The sequence below is a fragment of the Nitratireductor lacus genome (assembly GCF_056431025.1).
The window spans coordinates 1-25356 of sequence record NZ_JBWKMB010000022.1; the positions used below are offsets into that span (position 1 = coordinate 1).

Annotated in this window: 25 protein-coding genes; 13 read left to right on the plus strand and 12 right to left on the minus strand. The window is 63.0% G+C overall.

Features of this window, described 5'->3' with window-relative positions:
- Window positions 1-184 precede the first annotated feature (184 nt).
- The 9 genes from bfr to phnG all read right to left on the minus strand — a co-directional run bounded on the left by bfr (window position 185) and on the right by phnG (window position 6552).
- Window positions 185-670 carry a bacterioferritin gene (bfr, locus tag AC07E3_RS17245; protein ID WP_065817226.1) on the minus strand — a complete coding sequence of 162 codons (486 nt, stop codon included), beginning with the start codon at window positions 668-670 and terminating at the stop codon, window positions 185-187.
- Window positions 636-950, minus strand: coding sequence for a (2Fe-2S)-binding protein (locus tag AC07E3_RS17250; RefSeq protein WP_223005213.1), 315 nt, complete (start codon window positions 948-950; stop codon window positions 636-638). The genes bfr and AC07E3_RS17250 overlap by 35 nt, the downstream gene beginning before the upstream one ends.
- A gap of 295 nt (window positions 951-1245) precedes the next feature.
- The gene (locus AC07E3_RS17255; protein ID WP_349366309.1) at window positions 1246-1860 is read right to left on the minus strand and encodes a DapH/DapD/GlmU-related protein; all 615 of its coding nucleotides are present in this window, start codon (window positions 1858-1860) and stop codon (window positions 1246-1248) included.
- Window positions 1857-2564: a phosphonate C-P lyase system protein PhnL gene (gene phnL, locus AC07E3_RS17260; protein WP_065817223.1), complete on the minus strand. Its 708-nt coding sequence runs from the start codon at window positions 2562-2564 to the stop codon at window positions 1857-1859. The genes AC07E3_RS17255 and phnL overlap by 4 nt, the downstream gene beginning before the upstream one ends.
- Window positions 2565-2566: 2 nt before the next feature.
- Window positions 2567-3343, minus strand: coding sequence for a phosphonate C-P lyase system protein PhnK (phnK, locus tag AC07E3_RS17265; RefSeq protein ID WP_478363592.1), 777 nt, complete (start codon window positions 3341-3343; stop codon window positions 2567-2569).
- 127 nt (window positions 3344-3470) lie between these two features.
- Window positions 3471-4358: an alpha-D-ribose 1-methylphosphonate 5-phosphate C-P-lyase PhnJ gene (locus AC07E3_RS17270; RefSeq protein WP_478363594.1), complete on the minus strand. Its 888-nt coding sequence runs from the start codon at window positions 4356-4358 to the stop codon at window positions 3471-3473.
- Window positions 4355-5470 carry a carbon-phosphorus lyase complex subunit gene (locus AC07E3_RS17275; RefSeq protein ID WP_336071962.1) on the minus strand — a complete coding sequence of 372 codons (1116 nt, stop codon included), beginning with the start codon at window positions 5468-5470 and terminating at the stop codon, window positions 4355-4357. The genes AC07E3_RS17270 and AC07E3_RS17275 overlap by 4 nt, the downstream gene beginning before the upstream one ends.
- Window positions 5471-5473: 3 nt before the next feature.
- Entirely contained in the window at window positions 5474-6085 is a 612-nt protein-coding gene (gene phnH / locus AC07E3_RS17280) for a phosphonate C-P lyase system protein PhnH (RefSeq protein WP_478363596.1), read from the minus strand.
- Window positions 6085-6552, minus strand: coding sequence for a phosphonate C-P lyase system protein PhnG (phnG, locus tag AC07E3_RS17285; protein WP_478363598.1), 468 nt, complete (start codon window positions 6550-6552; stop codon window positions 6085-6087). The genes phnH and phnG overlap by 1 nt, the downstream gene beginning before the upstream one ends.
- Window positions 6553-6670: 118 nt before the next feature.
- On the opposite strand from phnG, the gene phnF reads away from it, so the two are divergent.
- The 9 genes from phnF to AC07E3_RS17330 all read left to right on the plus strand — a co-directional run bounded on the left by phnF (window position 6671) and on the right by AC07E3_RS17330 (window position 17030).
- A complete protein-coding gene (phnF, locus tag AC07E3_RS17290; RefSeq protein ID WP_478363661.1) occupies window positions 6671-7444 on the plus strand; it encodes a phosphonate metabolism transcriptional regulator PhnF in 774 nt (257 codons plus the stop codon).
- Window positions 7445-7568: 124 nt separating this feature from the next.
- Entirely contained in the window at window positions 7569-8795 is a 1227-nt protein-coding gene (locus AC07E3_RS17295; protein WP_336071967.1) for an ABC transporter substrate-binding protein, read from the plus strand.
- 21 nt (window positions 8796-8816) lie between these two features.
- Complete coding sequence (locus tag AC07E3_RS17300) at window positions 8817-10496, plus strand: ABC transporter permease (protein WP_478363600.1); 1680 nt, start codon at window positions 8817-8819, stop codon at window positions 10494-10496.
- Window positions 10489-11151, plus strand: coding sequence for an ATP-binding cassette domain-containing protein (locus AC07E3_RS17305; RefSeq protein ID WP_478363602.1), 663 nt, complete (start codon window positions 10489-10491; stop codon window positions 11149-11151). The genes AC07E3_RS17300 and AC07E3_RS17305 overlap by 8 nt, the downstream gene beginning before the upstream one ends.
- Entirely contained in the window at window positions 11151-13610 is a 2460-nt protein-coding gene (gene hrpB / locus AC07E3_RS17310) for an ATP-dependent helicase HrpB (protein WP_478363663.1), read from the plus strand. The genes AC07E3_RS17305 and hrpB overlap by 1 nt, the downstream gene beginning before the upstream one ends.
- Window positions 13611-13648: 38 nt before the next feature.
- On the plus strand, window positions 13649-14983 hold the full coding sequence (locus tag AC07E3_RS17315) for an ActS/PrrB/RegB family redox-sensitive histidine kinase (RefSeq protein ID WP_065817212.1): 1335 nt from the start codon (window positions 13649-13651) through the stop codon (window positions 14981-14983).
- A 53-nt stretch (window positions 14984-15036) separates the two neighbouring features.
- Window positions 15037-15603, plus strand: coding sequence for an ActR/PrrA/RegA family redox response regulator transcription factor (locus tag AC07E3_RS17320; RefSeq protein ID WP_336072058.1), 567 nt, complete (start codon window positions 15037-15039; stop codon window positions 15601-15603).
- Between the two features lie 156 nt (window positions 15604-15759).
- Entirely contained in the window at window positions 15760-16407 is a 648-nt protein-coding gene (locus AC07E3_RS17325; protein WP_007010528.1) for a S24 family peptidase, read from the plus strand.
- The gene (locus tag AC07E3_RS17330) at window positions 16407-17030 is read left to right on the plus strand and encodes a thermonuclease family protein (RefSeq protein WP_478363604.1); all 624 of its coding nucleotides are present in this window, start codon (window positions 16407-16409) and stop codon (window positions 17028-17030) included. Before AC07E3_RS17325 ends, AC07E3_RS17330 begins: the two co-directional genes overlap by 1 nt.
- Before the next feature lie 124 nt (window positions 17031-17154).
- Here the strand turns inward: AC07E3_RS17330 and AC07E3_RS17335 are convergent, their stop codons facing one another.
- On the minus strand, window positions 17155-18807 hold the full coding sequence (locus tag AC07E3_RS17335) for a lysine--tRNA ligase (protein ID WP_336071978.1): 1653 nt from the start codon (window positions 18805-18807) through the stop codon (window positions 17155-17157).
- Window positions 18808-18953: 146 nt separating this feature from the next.
- Between AC07E3_RS17335 and AC07E3_RS17340 the strand changes: the two genes are divergently transcribed.
- Window positions 18954-19367 carry a tellurite resistance TerB family protein gene (locus tag AC07E3_RS17340; RefSeq protein WP_336071979.1) on the plus strand — a complete coding sequence of 138 codons (414 nt, stop codon included), beginning with the start codon at window positions 18954-18956 and terminating at the stop codon, window positions 19365-19367.
- A gap of 61 nt (window positions 19368-19428) precedes the next feature.
- Window positions 19429-20253, plus strand: coding sequence for a sterol desaturase family protein (locus AC07E3_RS17345; RefSeq protein ID WP_478363606.1), 825 nt, complete (start codon window positions 19429-19431; stop codon window positions 20251-20253).
- Here AC07E3_RS17345 and AC07E3_RS17350 read toward each other — a convergent pair.
- On the minus strand, window positions 20247-21089 hold the full coding sequence (locus AC07E3_RS17350) for a transporter substrate-binding domain-containing protein (protein WP_478363608.1): 843 nt from the start codon (window positions 21087-21089) through the stop codon (window positions 20247-20249). The genes AC07E3_RS17345 and AC07E3_RS17350 overlap by 7 nt on opposite strands.
- A 165-nt stretch (window positions 21090-21254) precedes the next feature.
- Here AC07E3_RS17350 and AC07E3_RS17355 point away from each other — a divergent pair, with 165 nt between their 5' ends.
- Together AC07E3_RS17355 and AC07E3_RS17360 are read left to right on the plus strand one after the other, a co-directional pair.
- A complete protein-coding gene (locus AC07E3_RS17355; RefSeq protein WP_336071984.1) occupies window positions 21255-22145 on the plus strand; it encodes a helix-turn-helix transcriptional regulator in 891 nt (296 codons plus the stop codon).
- 244 nt (window positions 22146-22389) lie between these two features.
- Window positions 22390-24336: a glycosyltransferase gene (locus AC07E3_RS17360; RefSeq protein WP_336071986.1), complete on the plus strand. Its 1947-nt coding sequence runs from the start codon at window positions 22390-22392 to the stop codon at window positions 24334-24336.
- On the opposite strand, the gene ppk2 is transcribed toward AC07E3_RS17360, so the two are convergent.
- Window positions 24305-25204: a polyphosphate kinase 2 gene (ppk2, locus tag AC07E3_RS17365; RefSeq protein ID WP_478363611.1), complete on the minus strand. Its 900-nt coding sequence runs from the start codon at window positions 25202-25204 to the stop codon at window positions 24305-24307. The two genes, AC07E3_RS17360 and ppk2, sit on opposite strands and share 32 nt — an antisense overlap.
- Window positions 25205-25356 lie beyond the last annotated feature (152 nt).

Sequence of the window (25356 nt, forward strand, 5' to 3'; positions counted from 1 at the left end):
CTTCATTTTCGCCTGGTCGCTTTGGCGACGACGGCATCAAGCCCAGGCCATGATCGCTCACTACAAGAAAAGAGGCCATCTGCAACTGTAGTACTAGACTGCTGTGCGTCTTTTCGGTCCGATACGCAAAATGCAAAAAGGGCTGGCCGGGAGCAGAGCTTGAACCGGCCAACCCGGGATGAGGTTACTCGGCTTCGTCGGCTGAACCGGCGTTGAGCTGGCCGTATTTTTCCAGGCCGATATTCTCAAGCAGTTCGAGCTGCGTTTCGAGATAGTCGATGTGGCCTTCCTCGTCTGCAAGAAGCTCTTCGAACAGCTTCATGGAGACGTAATCGCCTGCGGCGTGGCAGTCGTCGCGCGACTCCTTGTAGAGTTTGCGGGCGTCATGCTCGCCGGCGAGGTCGGCCTCAAGAACTTCCTTGATGTTCTGGCCAATGCGAAGCGGTCCGACGACCTGAAGGTTGGGGTGGCCTTCGAGGAAGATGATGCGCTCGACCAGCTTGTCGGCGTGGTGCATCTCCTCGATGGATTCCTCGCGTTCCTTCTTGGCAAGCTTGGTGTAGCCCCAATCCTCAAGAAGGCGATAGTGCAGCCAGTACTGGTTGACCGCACCGAGTTCGTGGGTGAGCGCTTCGTTAAGCCGCTCGATAACCTTTTTGTCGCCTTTCATTGAACCTGCTCCCGTAGCGTTCGCGCAGGGCGCGAACCTGGTCTAGATATGTCACGACTTCAGCTCCCTCGCTTTGATCGTGACGCTGGTGGTACTCTTCCGTAACTCGGATGATCGTTTCCACCACATTTGGGAAGCAGCCGCAACACCGTCCGCGCTTTGACATCGTGTGATAGACCTTGGCCGGCACGATGAGCTGCCACCGATCTTCGTCCAGCATGGAGATGATCGTATCCTCGACCTCTTTCTGGGTGATCATGTTACACTGACAGACGAGCATGGCGACGTCGGAAACTCCGTGGCTTTGCAAGGTCGGGCCCAGGTGCAGAGCCAGAACCCTCGAGGCGGGAGTTTGTCGGAGGAAGAACCCGGACCATCTCCATGTGTGCCGGCAGGTTCGACGGCATACAGGTTGGCGGGCGACGACAGACGTCCTGCGATCGAAAGGGTTAAAGGCCCAGACATCATGGACGCATCGCGCGGATGCGGGATTATAGAAACCGCACGGCTGCGGTTCTGTCAATAAAAACCTGACAACTATATTCAGGGAAAGCTGCGACGCGATGGCGCGGGTCCTATCCTCCGTGCTTTTCCAGGAATTCCTCTGCGTTCAGCGAGCGGAAATCGTTCAGTGCGGTGCGCAGCCTGTCATGGTTCCAGTCCCACCACGCAAGTGCCTGATAGCGCTCGCCGGTTTTGCGGTCGAAACGCTCGCGGATCGGGCGGGCGGGAACGCCGCCCACAATCGTGTAGGGCGCGACATCCTTCGACACGACCGCGCCTGCGCCGATCACCGCGCCATCGCCGATTGTGACGCCGGGCAGGATGGTGCAGCCATGGCCAAGCCATGTGTCGTGACCGATCCGCACCATGTTCTCCCGCCGCCATTCGAAGAACTGGGCGTCATGCTCGGCATCGGGCCAGTAGTCGCCGGAGCGGTAGGTGAAATGGTGCAGGGTCGGTCGCCATGTGGGGTGGTTCGTGGCGTTGATGCGCACGGCGGCGGCGATGTTGGAGAACTTGCCGATCTCCGCGCACCAGACGCTGCAATCCTGCGTCATGTAGGAATAATCGCCCAGGACCGTTTCATGCACGCGCGACCGCTCGCCGATTTCCGTGTAGCGGCCGAGCGTGGATTCGACGATTTCGGCAGAGGGGTGAACCGAAGGTTTTTCCGAGAGCTGTTTCATGCCGCTTTCCTGCCCGGTGCGAAGTCGGTGACGTCGATGATGCGGTCGGCGACGATCTCGCGCACATCCTGATCGTGGAAGATGCCGAGAAGCGCGACGCCCGCCTTCTTCTTCTCGTCGATCATGGAAACCACGATCTCGCGGTTTGCCTTGTCGAGAGAAGCGGTGGGTTCGTCGAGAAGCAGCACCGGATGGTCGGTGATGAAGCCGCGGGCGATGTTCACGCGCTGCTGTTCGCCGCCGGAGAAGGTGGCGGGCGGCAGATCCCACAGGCGCTCCGGCAGGTTGAGGCGCTCGAGCAGCATCTCGGCCCTGCCGCGCGCGGTTTCCAGAACTTCGCCGCGTGCGATGAGCGGTTCGGCCACCACATCGCGGGCGGAAACGCGCGGCACGGCGCGCAGGAACTGGCTGACATAGCCAATCGTGTCGCGGCGGATGGCGATGACCGTGCGCGGATCGGCGGTGGCGAGGTTCACCAGATTGCCGTCATGGGTGACGATCACCTGGCCGCTGTCGATGGCGTAGCTGCCATAGATCATCTTGAGGATAGAGCTCTTGCCGGCGCCCGACGGGCCGCCAAGAACGGCGCATTCGCCGGCGGAGAGCGAGAAGGAGACATCGGCCACCACGGGCAGGCGAATGCCGCCCTGGAGATGCATGGTGAAGCTCTTGCAGACTTCGGAGACGACGAGGGGCGTTGCCATGATCACACCTGCAGGATGGAGGAAACGAGAAGCTGGGTGTAGGGCGCCTGCGGATCGTCGAGCACCCGGTCGGTGAGGCCGCTTTCGACCACGTGACCGTCCTTCATGACGATCATGCGGTGGGAGAGAAGGCGGGCGACCGCAAGGTCGTGGGTAACGACGATTGCCGAGAGACCCAGTTCGTGAACGAGGCCTCGCAGGAGATCGAGCAGGCGGGCCTGCACCGACACGTCGAGACCGCCGGTCGGCTCATCCATGAAGACGAGGCGCGGGCCGGTGACGAGGTTGCGGGCGATCTGCAGGCGCTGGCGCATGCCGCCGGAGAAGGCGCGCGGCTGGTCGTCGATGCGGTCGCTGGATATCTCAACGCGGCCGAGCCAGTCGGTGGCGGTGGCGCGGATGTCGCCATAGTGGCGCTGGCCAACGGCCATCAGCCGCTCGCCGACATTCGCGCCGGCGGAGACCGTCATGCGCAGCCCGTCGGACGGGTTCTGGTGCACGAAGCCCCAGTCGGTGCGCATCAGGAAGCGCCGTTCGGCCTCGCTCATGCGGTAGAGGTCGTGGAAGGCCCCGTCGCGCATCCGGTAGGACACGGTGCCGGATGTCGGCAGCAGGCGGGTCGAGAGGCAGTTCAGGAGGGTGGTCTTGCCCGAGCCGGACTCGCCCACCACAGCCAGAACCTCGCCCGGCCACAGGTCGAAGGAGATGTCGTTGCAGCCGATACGGTTGCCGTAGAATTTCGAGATGGAGCGAACGCGAAACAGCGGTTCGTCGGTCATTGGATTTCTCCGCGAATTTTCAGAAGTTTGCGCAGCCCCTCATCCGCCTGCCGGCACCTTCCCCCCGCCAGCAGGGAGAAGGAGGACGGCCGCGATCCGGGCGCTGTCATCGATGCGCTGTCGTTCCTCACGTTGCAGCCTCCTCGCCGGACAGATGTCCGCGATGGCCTTCCGCGCGGCGCGCCTCGCAATTGTCGGTGTCGGAGCAGACGAACATGCGCCCGCCGCGATCATCGAGAACCACTTCGTCGAGATAGACATTCGTGCCGCCGCACAGCGCACACGGCTCATCGAAGCTCTGGATCTCAAATGGGTGGTCCTCGAAGTCGAGGCTTTCGACCCGCGTGTAGGGCGGAACGGCGTAGATGCGCTTTTCACGGCCTGCGCCGAAAAGCTGGAGCGCCTTCGACATGTGCATTTTCGGATTGTCGAATTTCGGCGTCGGCGAGGGGTCCATCACGTAACGCCCCTCGACCTTGACCGGATAGGCGAAGGTGGTGGCGATGTGGCCGTGCTGTGCGATGTCCTCGTAGAGCTTCACATGCATGAGGCCGTATTCCTCAAGCGCATGCATCTTGCGCGTCTCGGTCTCGCGCGGTTCGAGGAAGCGCAGCGGCTCGGGGATCGGCACCTGATAGACGAGCACCTGACCGGCTTTCAGCGGTTCCTCGGGAATGCGGTGGCGCGTCTGGATGATGGTGGCGTCGGCGGTGTGGGTGGTCACCTCCACATTGGCGACCTTCTGGAAGAAGGCGCGGATGGAGACGGCATTGGTGGTGTCGTCCGCACCCTGGTCGATGACCTTGAGCACATCGTCGGTTCCGATCACGGATGCGGTGACCTGCACGCCGCCGGTGCCCCAGCCATAGGGCATCGGCATTTCGCGGCTGGCGAAGGGCACCTGATAGCCGGGAATGGCGATGGCCTTGAGGATTGCGCGGCGGATCATGCGCTTCGTCTGCTCGTCCAGATAGGCGAAATTGTACTGGGCGATGTTGTCGGTGTGGGCGTTCATTCGGCGGCCTCCCGGCGCTCGGTGTCTGTGGCTGCGCTCTCGCGGCGCTCCTCATATTCGCGGCGCATCTGACGGACCAGACCGAGCTCGGCCTGAAAGTCGACATAGTGCGGCAGCTTCAGGTGCTCGACAAAGCCGGTCGCCTGCACGTTGTCACAGTGCGAAATGACGAACTCCTCGTCCTGCGCCGGTGCGGTGATGTCTTCGTCGAGTTCGTTTGCGCGCAGCGCCCGGTCGCACAGCGACATGGCCATGGCCTTGCGCTCAGACTGGCCGAACACCAGCCCATAGCCGCGGGTAAACTGCGGCGGCACCTTCTTCGACCCCTTGAACTGATTGACCATCTGGCATTCGGTGACGCGGATGCGGCCGAGCGTGAGCGGGAAGTCGAGTTCCGGCACGTCGATCTCCACATCCACTTCGCCAATGCGGATTTCGCCGGCAAAGGGGTGGTTGCGGCCATAGCCGCGCTGGGTGGAATAGCCGAGCGCCAGAAGGAAACCCTCGTCGCCGCGCGACAGGGCCTGAAGGCGCTGGTCGCGCTCCATGGGGAATTCTGGCGGCTCGCGGGTGATGTCGCCGGGCTCGCGGTCTTCCGGCAGGGAGCCGTCTTCCTCGATCAGGCCTTCATTGGCGAGAATGTCGGACACGCGGGGCATGGCTTCTTCGGCTTCGCTGCGCGCCTCGGGCGCTGCCGGTTCGGCGTCTTCGGCCAGTTCCGGGTCAAGCAGGCGGTGCGTGTAATCGAAGGTGGGGCCGAGAAGCTGCCCGCCGGGCAGATCCTTGTAGGTGGCGGAGACGCGCCGCTCGACCAGCATGGCCGCCGTGTCGACGGGGCGCGTGTAGCCGAAGCGCGGCAGGGTGGTGCGGTAGGCGCGAAGAAGGAAGATCGCCTCGATCATGTCGCCGCGCGCCTGCTTGACGGCGAGCGCCGCAAGGCCCGTGTCGTAAAGCGAGCCTTCGGACATGACGCGGTCGACGGCGAGCGAAAGCTGGCTGGCGATCTGTTCGAGCGTGATGGCGGGCACGTTGCGGTCGCCGCGGCGGCGGTCGGCCAGAAGCCGGTGCGCGTTCTGGATGGCGGCTTCGCCGCCCTTGACGGCTACATACATGGCTCAGGCCTCCTGGCTGGTGATGCGGGTGGAGCGGGGCAGGGCCGCAAGGCCCTCGCGGCTGACCAGGATCAGGTCGATGCCGCGCGGAAAGCGGGCGTGGTTCTGCGCCCACTGGCGGGTGAAGTGACGCGGCATGGGATGGGGCGCGAGGCGGGCCTCGTTTTCGATGCCGGGGCCGTCGAGAACCAGTTCCTCACCGCCCGAAAGATCGCTCACCTGAAGAACGAGTGTGGCCGAACGGTCGGGATATTCCTGCGAGCCTTGAGCAAAATTCTCCAGCCCGATCAGGTGCTCGGGATCGGCCGACAGGACGAAATGCGCATCGGCCGGCGTGTTGGCGAGCGGCGCGCCGGTGTGGAAGGCGAGCCAGGCGCGGACGGCATCGTCGTCCGCAAGCGCGGGATCGAGCCAGATCGGCGTGTCCTGATCGCAAAGCGCCAGCGCAACGGCGGCGGCCTCTGGCGTCAGCGGTGCGGGCGGTTTGGCAAGCGCTACGCCCCTGTGGATCGTGCCCGGCTCGGCCATGGCCTGCATGACGGCGCGAAAAATGGTCTGGGCGTCGAAGACCGGGTTCTGGAAACCGCCTTCGATGGCGATGGAATCGAGCGTCATCAGTCCTCTCCGCGAACCATGGTGAAGAAGTCGACCTTGGTGGCCGCCGTTTCGGCGCGACGGGTCGCGTCGGCCTCGATGCGGCGGGCGCGCAGCGGCGCGAGGATCTTTGCCTCGATTTGGGCTTCAAGGTCCGGTTTCTGGCGCAGCGCGTCGATCAGGGCGGCAACCCGCACCTTCATTTTCTCGCGGCCAAGCGCATAGGCATGGCCAACCTCGCCGCCGGGAAGCTTGACGGTGGCGCGCGTGACGGTGGCTTCGCCGAAGTTGAACGGCGCGCCGCCGCCGCCCACGCGGCCGCGAACGGTTACGAGGCCGGTTTCGGGTCCGCGCAGCGTTTCAGCTTCGTCGGGCAGCCCGGCTTCGTTCCAGAGCTGCATGAGATCGGCGCCGCTCGCCATGGCCAGCACCGCCATCGCTTCACGCCGCCGCTCGGTGACCGCCTGTCTTTCCTGTCGTGAGACCATGATGTCTCCTTCCTCGCTCGCCAATTTGTCTATTGTTCTAGACAACTAAACATATTATGGGTTTTTGCCTAACGGGTGTCCATGACGCGCTGATGACAGCGCAGCCGGGGAGAACGGAATTTTGGCGCAGGCGAAGGAAAAGGAAGCGGTGATCGAGCGGCGCAGCGGCGTAGCGCTCTGGCGGCAGATCGCCGACCGTATGCGGCGCGAGATCGGCGAAGGCGTGCTCGGCAGCGAGGGGCGTATGCCCCCCGAGATGGCGTTGGCCGAACGCTTTGGTGTCAATCGGCACACGGTGCGCACCGCCATTGCAGCTCTGGTGCAGGAGGGCGTCCTGCGCGCAGAGCAGGGGCGCGGCACCTTCGTGGAAGGGCGAAAGCGGCTGGCTTATCCCATCCGCAGTCGTACGCGGTTCTCCGAGGGACTGGCTGGGCAGTCGCGCGGGCTTGCGGCCGATCTGCTCGACCACGCGGTTGAAGCGGCGCCGATTGATGTTGCTCGCGCTCTGATGCTTGCTCCCGGCTCGCCCGTGATCCGGCTTGAAACACGCTCGCATGCTGACGGGCGGCCTGTTTCCCGGGCCAGAAGCTGGTTTGATGCGCACCGGTTTTCCGGCATGGCGGAAGCATTTGAGCGCTCGCGTTCGATCACGGCGTCGTTCAGGGAGCTTGGGCTCGCCGATTATCTGCGCCAGAGCACCACGGTGACAGCGCAGCACGCCGATGCCGGTGACCTGAAAGACCTGAATCTCTCGCCCGGTGCAATCGTTCTCGTCACCATCGCCATCAATGTCGATACCGACGGCCGCCCCGTCCAGTATTCGCAGACCCGCTTTGCCGCAGACCGGATCGAGCTGCACATTCCCGGCGCTGGCATGGAGACAGGCGACTGACGCTGCACTTCACCTGACACTCACCGTGAAGTGACCGTAGCGCGAGGCGGTTTACGTTGATTTGATCTGCCCTGACGTGCTCTATCCCAACGGGTTTCAACCAAGGGCAACAAAGGGGTTTCGCTTGCGCGCACTGCTTTTCTCGACTGCACTTCTGGCCATTGGCGTGGTTTCAGCCGCGGCCGATACGACACAGCCCGATCCCTCGAACTGGGATGCGGTTCTGAAGGATGCGCGGGGCGAGACGGTCTATTTCAATGCCTGGGGCGGGTCGCAGAACATCAATGCCTATATCGATTGGGCCGGCGCGGAGCTGAAAGAGCGCTACGGCGTCACGCTCAGACATGTGAAGCTCGAGGATACCGCTAGCGCGGTCGCCACCGTGGTGGCGGAAAAGGCCGCCGGTCGCGATATGGGCGGAACGGTCGATCTCATCTGGATCAATGGCGAGAATTTTGCCGCCATGAAGCGGCAGGGGCTGATCCTCTCGCCGGGCTGGGCGGAAAAGCTGCCGAACTGGGCCTTTGTCGATGTCGAGAACAAGCCGACCGTCCGCTCCGACTTCACCGTGCCGGTGGAAGGGCTGGAAAGCCCGTGGGGCATGGCGAAACTCGTCTTCTTCTACGACACCGCGCGCATCCATGTGGAAGACCTGCCGCAGGATGCCGACGGGCTGTTGAAATGGGCGCAGGAAAACCCGGGTCGCTTCTCCTATCCGCAGCCGCCGGATTTCATCGGCTCGTCCTTCCTGAAGCAGGTTCTGGCCGAAACGGTCGAAGACCCGGCACTGCTGCAAAAACCGGTCGATGAAGATGCGTTCGATCAGGTGACGAAGCCGCTGTTCGACTATCTCGACGCGCTGAACCCGGTCATGTGGCGTTCCGGCCGTGCCTATCCGCAGAATTATCCGGCGATGAAGCAGCTTCTGGCCGATTCCGAGCTCGACATCATCTTCGCCTTCAATCCGGCTGAAGCCTCGAACGCCATTGCCAATGGCGAGCTGCCGGACACGGTGCGCTCTTTCACCTTTCCCGGCGGCACGCTGGCCAACACCCACTTCCTGACCATCCCCTACAATGCTTCGGCAAAGGCGGGGGCGCTGGTGGCGGCCAATTTCCTGATGTCGCCCGAGGCGCAGGCGCGCAAGCAGGATCCAGCCATCTGGGGCGATCCGACGGTGCTCGCGCTCGACAAGCTGGATGTGGAAGACCGCGCCCGTTTCGACGCCATCGATCTCGGCGTCGCAACGCTGCGGCCCGATGAACTCGGCCCTGCGCTGGACGAGCCGCATCCGAGCTGGATGGAGCGTATCGAAACCGAGTGGAAGCGGCGCTATGGGGTTGGCAACTAGCCAAGGCACGGGGCCAGCCTGATGCTGACGCGCCTCGGTCCCGTTCTCGCCATCGGGCTTTTGACCGTTCCGGTCGCGTTCGGGCTGGCCGGCACATTGCTGCCGGCCTTCGGCTATCTGCCGGCGCTGGGCGGCATGGAGTTCGGGCTCGCGCCCTTCGCCATGCTGTTTGCCGAGCCGGCCATTCTCATGTCGGCGCTGATGAGCCTCGTCAGCGGGCTTGCGACGGCGGCGATCTCGCTTGCGGTGGTGATGCTCTTCACCGCCGCCTGGGGCGGCACGCGGCTCTTTGCGCGCATCCAGCATCTGATTTCGCCGCTGCTTTCCGTGCCGCACGCGGCCAGCGCTTTTGCGCTCGCCTTTCTCATTGCGCCATCGGGCATGATCGCGCGGCTGATCTCGCCGGGACTGACCGGCTGGGAGCGCCCGCCCGACCTGCTGATCGTGCACGACCCGTTTGGCCTGTCGATGATGGCGGGGCTGATCGTGAAGGAAATTCCGTTCCTGCTTCTCGTCACGCTGGCGGCGCTACCGCAGGTGAAACCGGCGCGCACGCGGGCGCTCATCGCATCTATGGGATACGGGCGCATTTCCGGTTTCGTGTTCGGCCTCTGGCCGTCGATCTATCCGCAGATCCGTCTGCCGGTTTTCGCGGTTATCGCCTTTGCCACATCGGTGGTGGATGTGGCCGCCATTCTCGGCCCGACCACGCCCGCGCCGCTGGCGGTGCGGCTGGTCAACTGGATGAACGATCCCGACCTCTCCATGCGCTTTCTGGCGTCGGCGGGGGCGGTGCTGCAACTGGGCGTCACGGCCGCTGCGATCCTGATCTGGATCGGTTTCGAGAAGCTCGGCGCGCGGGTGCGCGACCGGCTTGCCTGCTCCGGGCGGCGGCTTCGGCGCGACAGTGTTCTGCGCTGGGGCGCGCTTGCCGCGATGCTTGTGTCTGCCGGCGCAATCTTCGCCGGGCTTGTGGCGCTCGGCCTGTGGTCGGTGGCGGGGCTGTGGCAATATCCAGACGTGCTGCCGGCGCGCTTTGACCTGCGCAACTGGATGCGGGTTTTGCCCAATCTGGTGGAGCCGCTGGCAACCACGCTGTTCGTGGCGTTCATCTCCACATTCGTTGCGGCGGTGATCGCCATATTGTGCTTCGTGCGGGAGGACGAGATGGGGCATCCGCCGGGGCGTGGCGCGCTGGCGCTTCTCTATCTGCCGCTTCTGGTGCCGCAGGTGGCGTTCCTGTTCGGGCTCCAGCTTCTCTTCATCCTGACCGGTGTGGAGGCGACGCTGGCGGCGCTCGTCTTTGCCCATCTCGTCTTCGTGCTGCCCTATGCCTGGCTCGCCCTGAAAGACCCCTGGCGCGCCTTCGACCGGCGTTACGACCAGATCGCGGCGGGGCTCGGCAAGGGGCCGGTGCCGCGGTTCTTCCAGATACGCCTTCCCATGCTGGCGCGGCCGCTTCTTGCCGTTGCGGCCATCGGCTTTTCGGTGTCGGTGGGGCTCTACCTGCCCACGGTGCTGATCGGCGCAGGGCGGCTGACGACGATCACCACGGAGGCGGTGGCGCTCGCCTCGGGCGGCAATCGCCGCGTGATCGGCATCTATGCCTTCATGCAGATGGTGCTGCCGGCCGCCGGCTTTGCCGTTGCCACAATCGTGCCGGCGCTGATATTCCGCCGGTATCGCGACATGCATGTTTGAACGGATACGGGATTTGACGGAAGCCGGACTTTTCATCGACCGGGTGACGATTGCGCTTGAAGGGCGCGAGATCGTTTCGCTGACCAGACGGGTTGCGCCCGGCGGGGTGCTGACGGTCATGGGGCCGTCGGGCGCGGGAAAATCCACGCTGCTCGCCTATATTGGCGGGTTTCTCGATCCGGTGTTTTCGGCGCGCGGCAGGGTTTTCGTCGATAGAACCGAGGTGACGGCGCTGAAGCCCGAAGACCGGCATGTGGGCGTGCTTTTTCAGGATCCGCTTCTGTTTCCGCATATGAGCGTGGGCGGCAATCTGATGTTCGCGTTGCCGGAGGCGGTGCGTGGCCGCGCGGCGCGGGCGGAGCGTGTCGCACAGGCGCTTGAGGGCGTGGGCCTTGCGGGGCTTGAGGCGCGCGATCCGGCAACGCTGTCTGGCGGGCAGAAGGCGCGGGTGGCGCTGGCGCGCGTGCTGGCCTCCTCACCACGCGCCCTGCTTCTGGACGAGCCCTTTTCCAAGCTCGATGCGGAACTGCGTGCGCAGACCCGCGAACTGGTTTTCTCCAAGGCGAGCGAAAGCGGACTGCCGGTGCTTCTGGTGACGCATGACGAGGCCGACGCGGAAGCCGCCGGTGGCGACATCGTGCGGATTGGCGCGTGATGGAGAGACCGGAACTCCCCGACCTGCCGGTAACGGAAGTGCTGCCGGCGCTGAGCGCGGCGCTGGAGACGCAGGGCAAGGCGGTGCTGGTCGCGCCGCCGGGAGCGGGCAAGACGACGCTTGCGCCGCTTGCGCTTCTGGACGCCGAGTGGGCGTCGCGCGGGCGCATCGTGCTTCTGGAGCCGCGCCGGCTCGCCGCGCGGGCTGCGGCCCGGCGCATGGCGGCGATCCTCGGCGAGGAGCCGGGCGAGACCGTCGGCTACGCCATGCGCATGGAGCGGAAGGTCTCCGCCAGAACCCGCATTCTCGTGGTGACGGAAGGTGTTCTCGCGCGCATGATTGTCGATGACCCGGAGCTTTCCGGCATCGCGGCGGTGCTGTTTGACGAGTTTCACGAACGCTCGCTCGATGGCGATTTCGCGCTGGCGCTGGCGCTCGATGCGCAGGCCGCGCTGCGGCCGGATTTGCGGCTTCTGGTGATGTCGGCCACGCTCGATGGCGCGCGGGTGGCGGCGCTTCTTGGCGATGCGCCGGTGATCGAGAGCGAGGGGCGGAGCTTTCCCGTCGAACTGCGCCATGCGGAACGGCCCGCCGGCGAGGCCATCGAGGAGACGATGGCGCGTGCGGTGCGCACAGTGTTGGCGGAGGAGGAGGGCAGCGTGCTCGCCTTCCTGCCCGGTCAGCGCGAGATCGAGCGAACGGCGGAGCGCCTTGCCGAACGGCTGCCTGCCGATGTGGACATCACGCCGCTTTATGGCGGTCTCGACGGGCGGGCGCAGGATGCAGCCATCCGCCCGGCGGGTGCGGGGCGGCGCAAGGTGGTTCTGGCGACGGCCATTGCGGAAACCTCGGTCACCATTGACGGTGTGCGCGTGGTGATCGACAGCGGCCTGTCGCGCCTGCCGAAATTCGAGCCCTCAACGGGCCTGACGCGGCTTGAAACGGTGCGCGTTTCGCGCGCTTCCGCCGATCAGCGGGCTGGCCGTGCGGGGCGCACTGCGCCGGGCATCGCGCTTCGGCTCTGGCGGGCGGAGCAGACGGCGGCGCTGCCCGCCTTCACGCCGCCGGAAATTCTGGAGGCGGATCTGTCGGGCCTGCTGCTCGACTGCGCTGCCTTCGGCGTGGGCGATCCGGCCTCTCTTTCCTTTCTCGATGCGCCGCCGGCCGCGGCGGTTGCCGAGGCGCGCAGCCTCTTGCAGCGGCTTGAGGCGCTGGACGAGGCGGGTCGGCTGACGGCGACGGGCGAAGCAATGCGCAGGCTCGCCCTGCCGGTGCGGCTGGCGCATATGGTGGCGCGCGCGGCGGAAGACGGTCACGCGCTCGCCGCAGCCGAACTTGCCGTTCTCCTTTCGGAGCGCGGGCTGGGCGGCCGGTCTGCCGATCTGGACGACCGGTTGCAGCGCTTCCGCAGGGAGCGGGGCGCGCGGGCGGAACAGGCGCGCGGGCTGGCCGCACGGCTTGCCAAGTCTGCCGGTGGCGAACGCGCCGGCGATGCGCCGCATGCGGGCGCTCTGCTCATCCATGCCTGGCCCGACCGTGTCGCGAAGGCGCGGGGCGCGCATGGGCATTTCGTCATGGTGAATGGTCGTGGCGGTGTGCTGGCCCCGGAGGAGCGGCTTGCCGGCAGCGCCTTTCTGGTGGTCGCCGATCTTCAGGGGCGCGCGCAGAATGCGCGCATCGCCTCGGCGGCGGCGATTGACGAGGAAGAGATCGTGGCGGCACTCGGGCATCTGATCGAAGAGGTCACGGAGACGCGCTTTGACCGGGGCGCGGGCACGCTCAGGCAGCGGCGGGTGCGCCGGCTGGGCGCGCTGGTGCTGGCCGAGCAGGCTCTGCCGCCCCCATCGGGTGCTGCCGCCGACCGCGCGGTGATCGACGCCGTGCGGGCGCACGGGCTGTCGCTTCTGCCATGGGACAAGGAGGCGAAGGCGCTCCGGGGCAAGCTTGCCTGGCTCCATGCGGCGAAGGGCGATCCATGGCCGGACATGTCCGACGAGGCGCTTCTCGAACGGCTGGATGACTGGCTTCTGCCGTTTCTCACCGGTGAATCGTCGTTTTCCAGACTGGCGCCGCACATCCTGCGCGAGGGGTTGACCGCGCTGGTGCCGCACGAATTTCAAAGGCGCATCGGTAAGATGGCGCCCAGCCATTACGACGCGCCTTCGGGCAGCCATGTGCCCATTCGCTATGAGGCGGAGGGACCGGTTCTGGCGATCCGCGTGCAGGAGCTTTTCGGCCTGACCGAACACCCGACGGTCGCCGATGGCATTCCGCTGAAGCTTGAGCTTCTGTCTCCGGCGCACCGACCGATCCAGACCACGCGGGATCTGCCGGGCTTCTGGGCCGGATCATGGGCGGATGTGCGCGCAGACATGCGTGGGCGCTACCCCAAGCATGTCTGGCCGGAAGATCCGGCGAACGCGGCCGCGACACATCGCGCCAAACCGCGCAAAAAATAGTTCTTGGAGTGCGGGCGGACTTCCCCCATAACCCCGCAATGCTTGAGGATATCAGGGCACACGATCCGAACCACGGCCTGCGGCTCAACACGCTGATCAAGTTGCGCTGGCTGGCGATCATCGGCCAGAGCGCAGCGGTGATCGTCGTTGCCTTCGGGCTCGATTTTCCGCTGCCTGTGGGCCTGTGTTTCGCGCTGATTGCGGCATCCGCATGGCTCAACGTGCACCTCGCCATCCGCTATTCGGCGGCGCACCGCCTCGCGCCGCTGGCGGCACTTGGCATTCTCACATTCGATGCGTTTCAGCTTGCCGGCCTGCTCTATATGACGGGCGGCCTCACCAACCCGTTCTCGCTTTTGATGACGGTGCCCGTGGTGATCTCGGCCACATCGCTGCCGCTGCGCTGGACCGCGCTTCTGGGCTTTCTGGTGGTAGCGCTGACAACGGCGCTCGCCGTGTTCCACCGTCCGCTTCCCTGGTTCCCGGGCACGGAACTGGTGATGCCGCTGATCTACATCATCGGCGTGTGGATCGCCGTGGTGTCAAGCATCGCCTTTACCGGGGTCTACGCCTACCGGGTGGCGAAGGAGGCGCGGCTTCTGGCCAATGCGCTGGCCGCCACCGAACTGGTGCTGCAGCGTGAACAGCACATCTCGGCCCTGGACGGGCTGGCGGCCGCGGCCGCGCACGAGCTTGGAACGCCGCTGGCCACCATCGCGCTGGTGGCACGCGAGATGGAACGTGCGCTCGGCAAGGACGAACGTTTTAGTGAGGATGTCACCCTGCTGCGCACGCAGAGTGAGCGCTGCCGTGAAATTCTGCGCCAGCTAACCAGCCTGTCTTCGGAAGGTGAGGCGCATATGGCGCGCCAGCCCTTTACGTCGCTGATCGAGGAAACGGCAGCACCACACCGTGATTTCGGCATCGATATCCACCTGGAGCCGGGCACGACAGAGGGCCCGGAGCCGGTGGGGCGACGCAACCCGGGCGTGATCTACGGGCTTGGCAATCTGGTCGAGAACGCGGTCGATTTTGCCAAGGAGAGCGTGACGATCCGCTGGCACTGGGATGCGGATACGGTCGGGCTCCTGGTTGTCGATGACGGAAACGGCTTTCCGGCCGAGATCCTTGACCGGATCGGAGAGCCTTATATGTCGAAGCGATCCTCCGGTGGCAGCAGCGGCGGCGGGCTGGGGCTGGGGCTTTTTATTGCCAAGACGCTGCTTGAGCGTTCCGGAGCGCAGATCCGCTTCGGCAATCTCGCCGAGAAGGGCAAGGGCGCCTATGCAGAGGTCATCTGGCAGCGCTCGATTTTCGTGGTGCCTGACGACAATCTGGAATCAGGCGAAAAGAGTCCTAAATTGGAAAGCTGACAGATTTAGGTTAGAAAGATTCTAGGAAGAGTAACGTGCTGAACGTGCTGGATATGACAAGCAACACCGAGGAAGACCCGGAAGCTGCGCTGGGTGAAGACCGCTCCCTTCTCATCGTTGACGATGACAAGCCGTTTCTGACGCGTCTGGCGCGGGCGATGGAAAGCCGTGGTTTCACGGTGGAAACGGCCGAGAGCGTGGAAGAAGCCGTGGCGCGGGCCAGGGCGACCCCGCCGGCCTTTGCCGTGGTCGACATGCGCCTTGCAGATGGCAATGGCCTCGACGTGGTGGCCACCATCCGCGAAAAGCGCAAGGATTCCCGCACGATCATTCTGACCGGCTACGGCAACATCGCCACCGCGGTCACTGCGGTGAAGCTTGGCGCGGTCGACTACCTGGCAAAGCCCGCCGATGCCGATGACATCTACGCAGCACTTACCCGGCAGGCCGGTGAGAAGGTTGCACCCCCGGAAAATCCCATGTCCGCCGACCGCGTGCGCTGGGAGCATATCCAGCGGGTCTACGAGATGTGCGACCGCAATGTCTCGGAAACGGCGCGCCGGCTGAACATGCATCGGCGCACCCTGCAGCGCATCCTTGCCAAGCGCGCGCCGCGCTAAGGCACTTCCTATGGCTCTTGGTGCCTACAGGGAGCCTGTTTCCGGGATTGTGGTGTCTGCCGGCAAGCATGGGTTTATGGACAAGTTCCATAACCAGCGGTAAAACTGAGAAACAGGTATTTTTTCCTGTTTCGAGATTCCGGAAGGATGAGTCGCGTGCTTTCGCACGACAAGGTTTGGGCAGCCATAGACGCACTGGCTGTGCGTCACTCGCTTTCCGCCTCCGGCCTGGCCCGGAAGGCAGGCCTGGATTCGACTGCTTTCAACAAATCCAAGCGGCTTTCGGCGGATGGACGCCCGCGCTGGCCCTCGACGGAATCCCTGTCAAAGATCATGGATGCAACCGGCACCACGCTCTGGGAGTTCGTGGCGCTTCTGCAGAATGACGGCAAGCCGGCTGAACCCTATGAGCAGCCTTCATCCAGCGTTCCGCTGATCGGTTTTGCCCAGGCAGGCGCCGGCGGGTTCTTTGACGATGCGGGTTTTCCGCTCGGAGAAGGATGGGAGCACGTCGACCTGCCCGGACCGGCACATGAAGGGGCCTATGCGCTGCAGGTCCAGGGCGAATCCATGATGCCGCTATACCGTGACGGCGACACGCTGATCGTGGACCCGACCGCGCGCCTGCGACGCGGCGACCGTGTGGTGGTCAAGACGGCGGGTGGCGAAGTCATGGCAAAGGTTCTTCTGCGGCAGACGAGCCGGCAGGTGGAACTGCTTTCCCTCAACCCCGAACATCCCAATCGCTTGCTGGAAAAAACGCAGATGGAATGGATGGCGCGCATCATCTGGGCGAGCCAGTGATGGCGGGGCGATATTGCTGTCGGTCCCTGTTTCTGGCCTGTGCAGCGATCCTCGCATCGTCCGGCTTCAGCCCCATGGAGGCACAGGAGAGGCGGCAACCACGCGTCATCGCACCGGAACTCGTCGCGCCGCCACCCATTGACGCCACGGGATTGAAACGTGCCGATCCGCGCACGCCGCTCAGCGAGCTTGGGGCACCAGCGCCCGAACCCAAGCCCCAGGACACGCTCTACTACCGGCCGATGGCAATTGCTGCGGGTATGTTCGAATCCGAAGGCCGCACCATAACCGTTGACGGTATCCGCATCATTGCGCCGGATCAGGTCTGCGATGCCAGTGACGGTGGCGTGTGGCCCTGCGGCAAGCGCGCGCGCACCGCGTTTCGCTACTGGCTGCGCGGGCGCGCCGTGGAGTGTCACGTTGAAGGAGCAGGTGAGGACGCCGCTGCGGAGGAAGAAAGCGACAGGCCGATGCGCTGTTCGCTTGCAGGCTATGACGTCGGCACGTGGCTGGTGGAGAACGGCTGGGCGCTTGCCGAGACCGGAGGTCCCTATGCCGAAAAATCCAGGGCGGCCCGCAATGCCGGCAAAGGCATATTCAGTGGCGGGCCGTCCGGTTCGTAGAGCATTTTGCAGTCTGGTGGAAACACCTGACGGCAGCACAAATGCAGGAAGTCAGACAGATAGAACGGAGCAGCGTTTCCGTGAAACGGTGAACCGCTCTAACGAAAGCCTGAGTTCTTTTGCCTCAGAGTTCGCCGTTCAGCGCGGCGGTGATGAGGCCGCGCGTTTCGGCGATGCCGTAAAGCGCTGCGAAGGAGCCGAAGCGGGGGCCGCGTTCCTGGCCCAGAAGCACCTGATAGAGCATCTGGAAGAAGGCGACCGAGACACCCGGCCCGCCATTCGGGCTCTTGCGCTTGTGGTCCTGGTAACGCTCGATGCCGCGCGCCACATCCAGAATGGCGTTCTGGATGGCTTCGCCATCGGCATCCGCCGGCAGCGCTCCAAGAGCCTCATTGATGCCGGCAAGTGCTTCGCGCTCGATCTCGTCGGGCGCGCGGAACGCCTTTGACGGCTTTACGAAATCCTCGAAGTAACGCAGCGCATAGCCGGTGAGGCGGTCGAGCTCTGGATGCGTCTGCGGCGTGACGCCGGGCGCATAGCGCGAGATGAAGCCCCACAGAACATCCGTGTTCTGCGCGTTGGAGGCGCTCACCAGGTTGAGCAGCAGCGCAAACGGCACCGGCAGTTCGATTGCCGGCGGTGTGCCGTCATGGATGTGCCAGACCGGGTTGCCCAGACGGTTCTTCCAGTCCTGGCGGTCATAGGCCGAAAGGAAGGTGTAGTACTCGTCCACCGCGCGCGGGATCACGTCGAAATAGAGCTTCTTGGCCGCCTTCGGCTTCTGGAACATGTAGAGCGAGAGGCTCTCGGTCGGGGCATAGGCGAGCCACTCGTCGATGGTCAGGCCATTGCCCTTGGACTTGGAGATCTTCTGGCCGTTCTCATCCAGGAACAGTTCGTAGTTGAACCCTTCCGGCGGCTCCTTGCCGAGTGCTGCGCAGATCTGCGCAGCCAGCTTGACGCTGTCGATCAGGTCCTTGCCGGACATTTCATAGTCGACGCCAAGGGCCGCCCAGCGCATGGCCCAGTCGGGCTTCCACTGCAGCTTGCAGTGCCCACCGGTCACGGGCGTCTCGAACAGTTCGCCGCTCTCGGGATCGCGCCAGACAATGCTGCCTGCGTCCACCTTGCGCTCTTCCAGCGGAACCTGCATCACCACGCCCGTTTTCGGGTGGATGGGCAGGAAGGGCGAATAGGTCTGCGCGCGCTCTTCGCGTAGCGACGGCAGCATGATGTCCATCACCGCGTCATAGCGCTCGAGCATGGTCAGCAGCATCTCGTCGAAGCGGCCGGCGGCATAGTACTCGGTCGAGGAAGCGAATTCGTAGTCGAAGCCGAACCGGTCGAGGAACGCCCGAAGCCGTGCATTGTTGGCCGCCCCGAAGGACGGGTACTCGTTGGAGAACGGGTCCGGCACTTTCGTCAGCGGCTTGCCCAGATGCGTGCGCAGCATCTCCTTGTTGGGCACATTGTCCGGCACCTTGCGCAGGCCGTCCATATCGTCGGAGAAGCACAGGATCTTCGTCTTGATCCTGTCCTCGGTGAGCACGCGGAAGGCATGGCGCACCATGGAGGTGCGGGCCACCTCGCCGAACGTGCCGATATGCGGCAGGCCCGAGGGGCCGTAGCCCGTCTCGAAGAGCACGGTTTCGGGGAAGCCGCCCTCGTAGCGTTTGACGATCTTGCGCGCCTCTTCGAAGGGCCACGCCTTGCTCTCGGCTGCGGCCTCCATCACATCGGGCGTCAATTCAAGCGCGTCCTGGCTTGCCGTCGTCATGTCGCTTTCCAGAATTATGTTTCGATCAAGGGCCAAGCCTGTAAGGCGGCTCAGCCGGTGCGTCAATCGAAGCGACGATTTTTCATTGCGGCATGACGCCCGGCTACTTACTTTCGGGCTCCAGTATTTTACCAGCGGAGAACGTAATGGCTGAGCCGACCGCCCACGAAGCCCTGATCTACCTGATGGTCGTCATGTCGGCCGCCGACCGCGATATGACCGACGCGGAGCTCGCCATTATCGGCGACACGATCCGTTCCTGGCCGGTGTTTCGGGAGTTCGACGACAATCGCATCATCGACGTGGCGCGTCAGTGCCAGCAGATTCTGCAGGAAGATAGCGGGCTTGAACGCATCCTGAACGCCGTGCGCGACACCGTGCCGGCGAAGCTGCACGACACGGCCTATGCGCTGGCAGTCGAGGTCGCCGCCGCCGACATGCATGTGGAGCCGGAAGAAAAGCGCATGCTGCACATCGTGCGCAGCCGACTGCATCTGGAACCGCTTGTGGCGGCTGCGATCGAGCGAACTGTTCAGGCCCGCAAACGCACCCTTGCCTGACCGGTTGTTCGGTCAAGCGCATGTGACTGGTGTTTGAACGGGGTAGCGGAATAATGGCGGCATGACCTCGTTTCTGCTCTCTGAAGCGGCCATCCGTCTCTTCGCATTCATCGGCATATTTGTGGCCATGGCGCTCTACGAGCTCTGGTCGCCGCGCCTGGAGCGGCCGGAAATGACCGGCGCACTGAAATCGCGCCGGTGGTTCGCCAACCTTTCCATGGTTGTCATTTCATCGGTGATGCTCAGGGTGGTCTTTCCGGCCGCTGCCGTGGGGACTGCCCTTTGGGCGGAAGCATCGGATTGGGGCTTTTTCAATGCCCTGCGCATCGATCCGCTTCTTGCGGGGCTGATCTCGTTTGTCGTGCTCGATTTCGCGGTCTGGCTCGAACATGTGGCAAGCCACAAAATCCCGCTTCTCTGGCGCATCCACCGCATGCACCACGCCGATAACGGCTTCGACGTGACAACGGGGCTGCGTTTCCATCCGTTCGAAATCCTCCTTTCGATGGTCTGGAAGGCGGCAGTCGTCGTGGCTCTGGGCGCACCTGTTCTATCCGTGCTCCTGTTCGAGATCGTCCTCAACGGGACGTCCATGTTCAACCATTCGAATGTGAAAATTCCGCTTGGTCTTGACCGGTTGCTACGGTTTTTCGTGGTCACCCCGGACATGCATCGCGTCCATCATTCCACCATCAGGCGGGAGACGGATTCCAACTATGGCTTCAATTTTCCCTTCTGGGACCGTCTGTTCGGCACCTATATTGCCCAGCCGAAACTCGGGCATGAAGATATGAATATCGGCCTGTCGGCCTACAGAGGCTCATTCACGGCGCGGCTTTTGTGGATGCTCGCCCTGCCGTTTCGCACATTGCGTCGGGATCAGTAGAAATCGACCGGAAAGTAGCGCAGATAAATATCGGTGAAGCGGCCACTGACGTCGATGCTCTGAAGCGCGAAATCGATGGCTTCGGCGAGCTGCGGCATGTCGCTGGGCACCGCGATTGCCAGACCCTGCCCCAGATACTCCGGCGCGAGATAGGGGCCGCCGGAAAAGGCGCAGCAATCGTCGGAGGCCTGGCCGGCGAGCCAGAAGCTCAGCTTCACGCCATCGCCGAAGATGCCGTCGAGCCTGCCGGATTTCAAATCTTCGTAAAGCCAGTCACGCCTAGTGTAGACGACGCTCTGGGCATTCGGAAAGAGATCACGCAACAGCATCTCGTGCGCCGACGCACCGATAACGCCGATGCGTTTTCCGGCAATGGATGCGTGAAGCGGTTCCGATAGCGTTGCTCCCCTGAGCGTTACGAGGCGCGCGGGAAAACGCATATAGGGGCGCGAAAACAGATAACGTTCCCGGTTCTCGGCGGTAATCGCCAGGCCTGCGATGATTGCCTCGCCCTGTTTGTTTTCGATGGCCGTGTCGAGTTCGTCCCAGGGCAGCGCCTGCACCTGGCACCGCTCCATCATGTCGAGTTCGGCACAAATCTGCCGGGCCAGATCGATGTGGACGCCACTCAGTCGGTTGTCGGCGTCCAGATAGTTGAATGGAAAGAAGTCGACGGTGGTCAGGAAGCGCAGTCTCGGCAGTGCTGAAAGGTCCGGTTTCGACTGCCGCTGCTTGGGCTCGGAAAAGCCGGGAGGAGCCGGATTCTGCGCGATGGCGACATGAGCAGGCAGCAAGAAGAAGAGGGTGACCACTATGTGGAGAGAGCAGAGATTCATGGCTAAGTCCATATAGCCGGCAAATAAATATCAATTTTCTTTTGAACAGGGTTTTGCGGGTTATTAAATATCATTGTTATCATCTTTCACCATGGCGAGGTATAGTGATGGATACGCGCATAGATTTTGCGCGGCGGCATAGAATGTCGGCGGGGATGAATACATATGTTCGATTTTGGAAAGACGCGGGCGATTATTCAGCAGATTCAAAAGGCCCGAAGCCCTTTGGCTATCTGTAATACACTGGTTTCGTTCACGGAGCACTACGGTCTTCATGCCGTGTGTGCAGGCACACTTCCGGCAAAAGGCAGTACACCCGGCGATCAGGTCGGGCATCTGGTTCTGAGCAGTTGGCCGGCAGAGTGGATCGATCGATATGTTTCGTGCAACTACATCTTTCATGATCCCATCGTAAACCATGCCCGCCAGAGCGGAAGTGCCATTCTGTGGCGCGATATTCTGAAAGCGCAACAGGAATCCTGCAAAGCATCAAAACTGTTGAGCGAAGCGCGGGAGTTCAGGCTCGTGGACGGTATAGCCATGTCGTTCACAACGCTTGAGGGATGCCAGATCGTCATGTCGTTCGCCGGTGAGCGGGTCGAACTCTCCCCAAATGACCTAAATATCGTGTCATTTGTCTCCTCATACGCGCTCGGCCATGCGCTGAGCCTGCGCGGAGATGACCGGTTCGGCCAACTTGAAGCTCTTGAAAAGGAGTGCTTGCAACTCTCCACGCGCGGGCGCTCTGTCCCGGAAATCGCCGAAAAGCTTGCTTTGTCGGAAAAGGAGGTGAGCGCTCATCTGGAGCAGGCGAAGCGGAAACTCGGCCCGGGCCACACACTTTACCGGCAGGGTGGAGAACCGCGCCTTACACCACGGGAGAAGGAATGCCTGCAATGGGCGGCATTGGGAAAATCGGAATGGGAGGTTTCGCAGATACTCGGCATATCCGAGCATACGGCAGAGAAACATCTCCTCAATGCAAAAACAAAGCTGGGAGCGTCAAATCGCGTTCACGCCGTTGCTGAAGCCATCCGGTGCGGCGTCTTTGAATGAAGCGGTCTTACAGGAAGAAGGACATTTTCATTCCAGATCACACGAAAGTTGCGGAAGCTGAGAGATTGTGATGCTATAGTTGAAATATTGCGGGGGACGGGGAATCATGATGTGTAACTTCCAGTTTACGCGCAGATTGCGGTCTTGTGATATCTGGGATTTTTCAGGATCTTATTTCAGAGGATCTCTTTTTTTCAAGAAAACAGATTTGGGGTTCAGGCTGTTAACTTGACAGGGATGATCGATGATGGATCATCTCGCCGGGAGTTGGGATGCGGGAAGCAATCGCGACAAACTGAATGAAGCCGATGGATTGCCGGTCGCCGTGTCTCCTTCGCCGATGGGGGACTGGCTGCCGATCCTGAGATCTCTGTCGATCGACGAAGAAGAGGCCCACCGCGTGAATGCGCGGGCAAGGCTCGCGGGGGTCTGTTTCCAGACGGAGCTTCTGTCTTCCGGCCTGGTGTCGGAACGGGCATTGTTTCTTGCCCTTGCAAAGCACATGGGACTTGCCTTTGTTGCCCACCCGGATCCAGACGCTCTGGTCATGCGTGAGCGGCAGGGTCTGGCTGCGCTGGCACGGCGTGGCGGTGCTAGGGTGAGCCTGATCGTCGATGAGCGTGGTCAGTCGATCGTTCTGATCGCGCCAGACAGGCTGAATATCCCTGCTTTGAGATCGTTCGTAGAGCGATACCCGAGAGCGTCGACCCGCATACGCGTGGTACAGCCGACCGTTCTGCGTGACGCGATCTCCGTCCGCTCGCAAAAGGCGCTCATGCGCATCGCGACGGAGAGGTTGTTTACAATCGCACCGGAGATGTCGGCGCGCATTGTCGCCAATGCCTGGCAGGGGGCGGTGCTGGGTGCTGCAACCGTATCGTTCGCCTTTGCAGCGCTGTTTGCGCCTTCGGCGACCCTGCTCGCACTGCATGTGCTGTTTTCGGTGGCATTCCTCGCCTGCGTTCTGCTGAGAGTCATGGTCCGGTTGGGCGGGCGGGTCTCGACAGAGCCGCGGATGACGACGGTCCGGCCCGCAGAGATGCCTGTCTACTCGGTGCTGATCGCACTCTACAAGGAGGCGGAGATTGTGCCGGATCTCCTCGTCGCGCTTGGCAGGATCGTCTGGCCCCGCGCCAAACTGGAGATCAAACTGGTCTGCGAGCAGGATGACGAGGAAACGCTCGCCGCCCTGAGAGCTCAGGAGTTACGCCCCTACATTGAGGTGATTGAGGTGCCGCCGGGTGTGCCGCGCACAAAGCCGAAGGCACTGTCCTATGCACTTCCGATGACGTCGGGCGCGTTTGTCGCGCTCTACGATGCTGAAGACAGGCCGCATCCGTTTCAACTGGTCGAGGCCTGGCATGCATTTCGCGGTGCGGATGAGCGCCTTGCCTGCGTGCAGGCTCCCCTGACCATCTCCAATCGGCGGGAGAGCTGGATTTCGGCGATGTTTGCGCTGGAATATGCCGCGCTCTTTCGAGCGGTTCTGCCCTGGCTCGCGCGCCGCGGCCTCCTGTTGCCTCTGGGCGGTACGTCCAATCATTTTCGCCGGTCCGCGCTCGAGGCGGTGGGGGGGTGGGATCCCTACAACGTGACGGAAGACGCCGATCTGGGGGCGCGTCTTCATCGCTATGGGTACCGGGCGGACGTGATCTGCAATCCAACACAGGAAGATGCCCCCACCGACATTCGCACCTGGGTGCCGCAACGCACGCGTTGGTTCAAGGGATGGGTGCAGACCTGGCTGGTTCACATGCGGGATCCGGCCGCGACCGCCCGTGAAATCGGGCTTCTGTCCTTCATCGTCATGCAGGTCCTGTTTGCGGGCATGGTCTTTTCAGCGCTCGCCTACAGTGTCTTCTGGGCGACCGCGCTGGGAATTGGCATCCATTGGTATCTAGGCGGCGTGTTCCGCCCCACCGAGAGCATCCTGCTTCTGGTCGATGTTTTGAATGTCGTGCTCGGTCACGTCGCCTTTCTGCTGTTGGGCTGGTCCGCACTCCAGAAGACCGAGAAGCCGGGCTTCTGGAAATGCATCCTCTGGACGCCGGCTTACTGGTGCCTGATGTCCATCGCTGCCTGGCGCTGCGTCTGGCAGCTCTACTGGAACCCCCATCACTGGGAGAAGACGCCGCACAAACGCCGCAACCGGGTGCGCCTCACTCCAAAAAACCGGGACCTGAACCGATGACCAGCTGATCCTCCTGGCCGATGGCCCCGAGATCGCGGTGATCATAGGAGATCGACAGGAGCATTCGCCGAATAACGGCGAGCCTTGCCCGCCGCTTGTCGTTGGCGCGCACCACTGTCCACGGTGCATGGGCGCTGTGTGTCCGCTCGAGCATAAGGTCGCGGAAGTGGGTATAGTCGTCCCACTTCTTGATGCCGGCCACATCCATTGGCGAGAATTTCCAGTATTTAAGCCGGCTGTGCCGGCGGTCGTGAAACCGCCCGAGCTGCGTTTCCTGACCGATGTTCAGCCAGAACTTGAAGAAATGAATCCCGTCATTGACGATCGCGCGTTCGAAATCGGGTGTTTCATCCAGGAATTGCTCGTGCTGGGCGGGTGTACAGAAGCCCATCACGGGTTCCACGCCGCCCCGATTGTACCAGGAGCGGTCGAAGGTGACCAATTCCCCGCTGGTCGGAAAATGCGCGACATAGCGTTGAAAATACCATTGGCCGCGCTCGGTCTCGCTTGGTTTTGGCAGGGCAACATTTCGCGCATTGCGTGGATTGAGATAGGCGCGGATACGCGAGATCGTTCCGCCTTTGCCAGCAGCATCGCGGCCCTCGAAGAGCGCCATGACGCGCGCGCCGCTTGCCTGCATCCAGGACTGAAGCTTGACGAGCTCAACCTGCAGCGCCTCCAGCTGCTCCTCGTAATCGTCCTTGTCGAGCTTTTCCTCGTAGGGATAGCCGCCCGCAGTCAGTTCCCTGTCCTTGATCCAGTCGGGCAGATCCGGGTCATCAATATCGAACACCCGCTTCTTGCCTGATAGTGTCAGCTTGAAGGGCTCGATCTTTTCAAATGCGGGGTTATCCAGAGGCTTATTCATAAAATCGATCCTGAACCGTGGGAGTGTCCATGCTATTTGCAGCTTGATACAAGGTCCAGCGGCGAAGAAGAAGCGGCAACAGGTCTTCATGAAACGAGCTCGATGAAGGGCTCTCTGGCGACCGCGGCGATGAAGGTGGTTGGTGGGAGTTG

Bases quoted from the DNA above. Each gene is read 5' to 3' on its own strand.
- AC07E3_RS17255 (WP_349366309.1), bottom strand. From the start codon at position 1,860: ATGAAACAGCTCTCGGAAAAACCTTCGGTTCACCCCTCTGCCGAAATC.
- AC07E3_RS17350 (WP_478363608.1), bottom strand. From the start codon at position 21,089: ATGAATCTCTGCTCTCTCCACATAGTGGTCACCCTCTTCTTCTTGCTG.
- AC07E3_RS17345 (WP_478363606.1), top strand. From the start codon at position 19,429: ATGACCTCGTTTCTGCTCTCTGAAGCGGCCATCCGTCTCTTCGCATTC.
- bfr (WP_065817226.1), bottom strand. From the start codon at position 670: ATGAAAGGCGACAAAAAGGTTATCGAGCGGCTTAACGAAGCGCTCACC.
- AC07E3_RS17360 (WP_336071986.1), top strand. From the start codon at position 22,390: ATGATGGATCATCTCGCCGGGAGTTGGGATGCGGGAAGCAATCGCGAC.
- AC07E3_RS17320 (WP_336072058.1), top strand. From the start codon at position 15,037: ATGACAAGCAACACCGAGGAAGACCCGGAAGCTGCGCTGGGTGAAGAC.
- AC07E3_RS17275 (WP_336071962.1), bottom strand. From the start codon at position 5,470: ATGTATGTAGCCGTCAAGGGCGGCGAAGCCGCCATCCAGAACGCGCAC.
- AC07E3_RS17250 (WP_223005213.1), bottom strand. From the start codon at position 950: ATGCTCGTCTGTCAGTGTAACATGATCACCCAGAAAGAGGTCGAGGAT.
- phnG (WP_478363598.1), bottom strand. From the start codon at position 6,552: ATGGTCTCACGACAGGAAAGACAGGCGGTCACCGAGCGGCGGCGTGAA.
- phnH (WP_478363596.1), bottom strand. From the start codon at position 6,085: ATGACGCTCGATTCCATCGCCATCGAAGGCGGTTTCCAGAACCCGGTC.
- AC07E3_RS17340 (WP_336071979.1), top strand. From the start codon at position 18,954: ATGGCTGAGCCGACCGCCCACGAAGCCCTGATCTACCTGATGGTCGTC.
- phnK (WP_478363592.1), bottom strand. From the start codon at position 3,343: ATGACCGACGAACCGCTGTTTCGCGTTCGCTCCATCTCGAAATTCTAC.
- hrpB (WP_478363663.1), top strand. From the start codon at position 11,151: ATGGAGAGACCGGAACTCCCCGACCTGCCGGTAACGGAAGTGCTGCCG.
- AC07E3_RS17355 (WP_336071984.1), top strand. From the start codon at position 21,255: ATGTTCGATTTTGGAAAGACGCGGGCGATTATTCAGCAGATTCAAAAG.
- phnL (WP_065817223.1), bottom strand. From the start codon at position 2,564: ATGGCAACGCCCCTCGTCGTCTCCGAAGTCTGCAAGAGCTTCACCATG.
- AC07E3_RS17330 (WP_478363604.1), top strand. From the start codon at position 16,407: ATGGCGGGGCGATATTGCTGTCGGTCCCTGTTTCTGGCCTGTGCAGCG.
- AC07E3_RS17305 (WP_478363602.1), top strand. From the start codon at position 10,489: ATGTTTGAACGGATACGGGATTTGACGGAAGCCGGACTTTTCATCGAC.
- AC07E3_RS17335 (WP_336071978.1), bottom strand. From the start codon at position 18,807: ATGACGACGGCAAGCCAGGACGCGCTTGAATTGACGCCCGATGTGATG.
- AC07E3_RS17300 (WP_478363600.1), top strand. From the start codon at position 8,817: ATGCTGACGCGCCTCGGTCCCGTTCTCGCCATCGGGCTTTTGACCGTT.
- AC07E3_RS17315 (WP_065817212.1), top strand. From the start codon at position 13,649: ATGCTTGAGGATATCAGGGCACACGATCCGAACCACGGCCTGCGGCTC.
- AC07E3_RS17270 (WP_478363594.1), bottom strand. From the start codon at position 4,358: ATGAACGCCCACACCGACAACATCGCCCAGTACAATTTCGCCTATCTG.
- ppk2 (WP_478363611.1), bottom strand. From the start codon at position 25,204: ATGAATAAGCCTCTGGATAACCCCGCATTTGAAAAGATCGAGCCCTTC.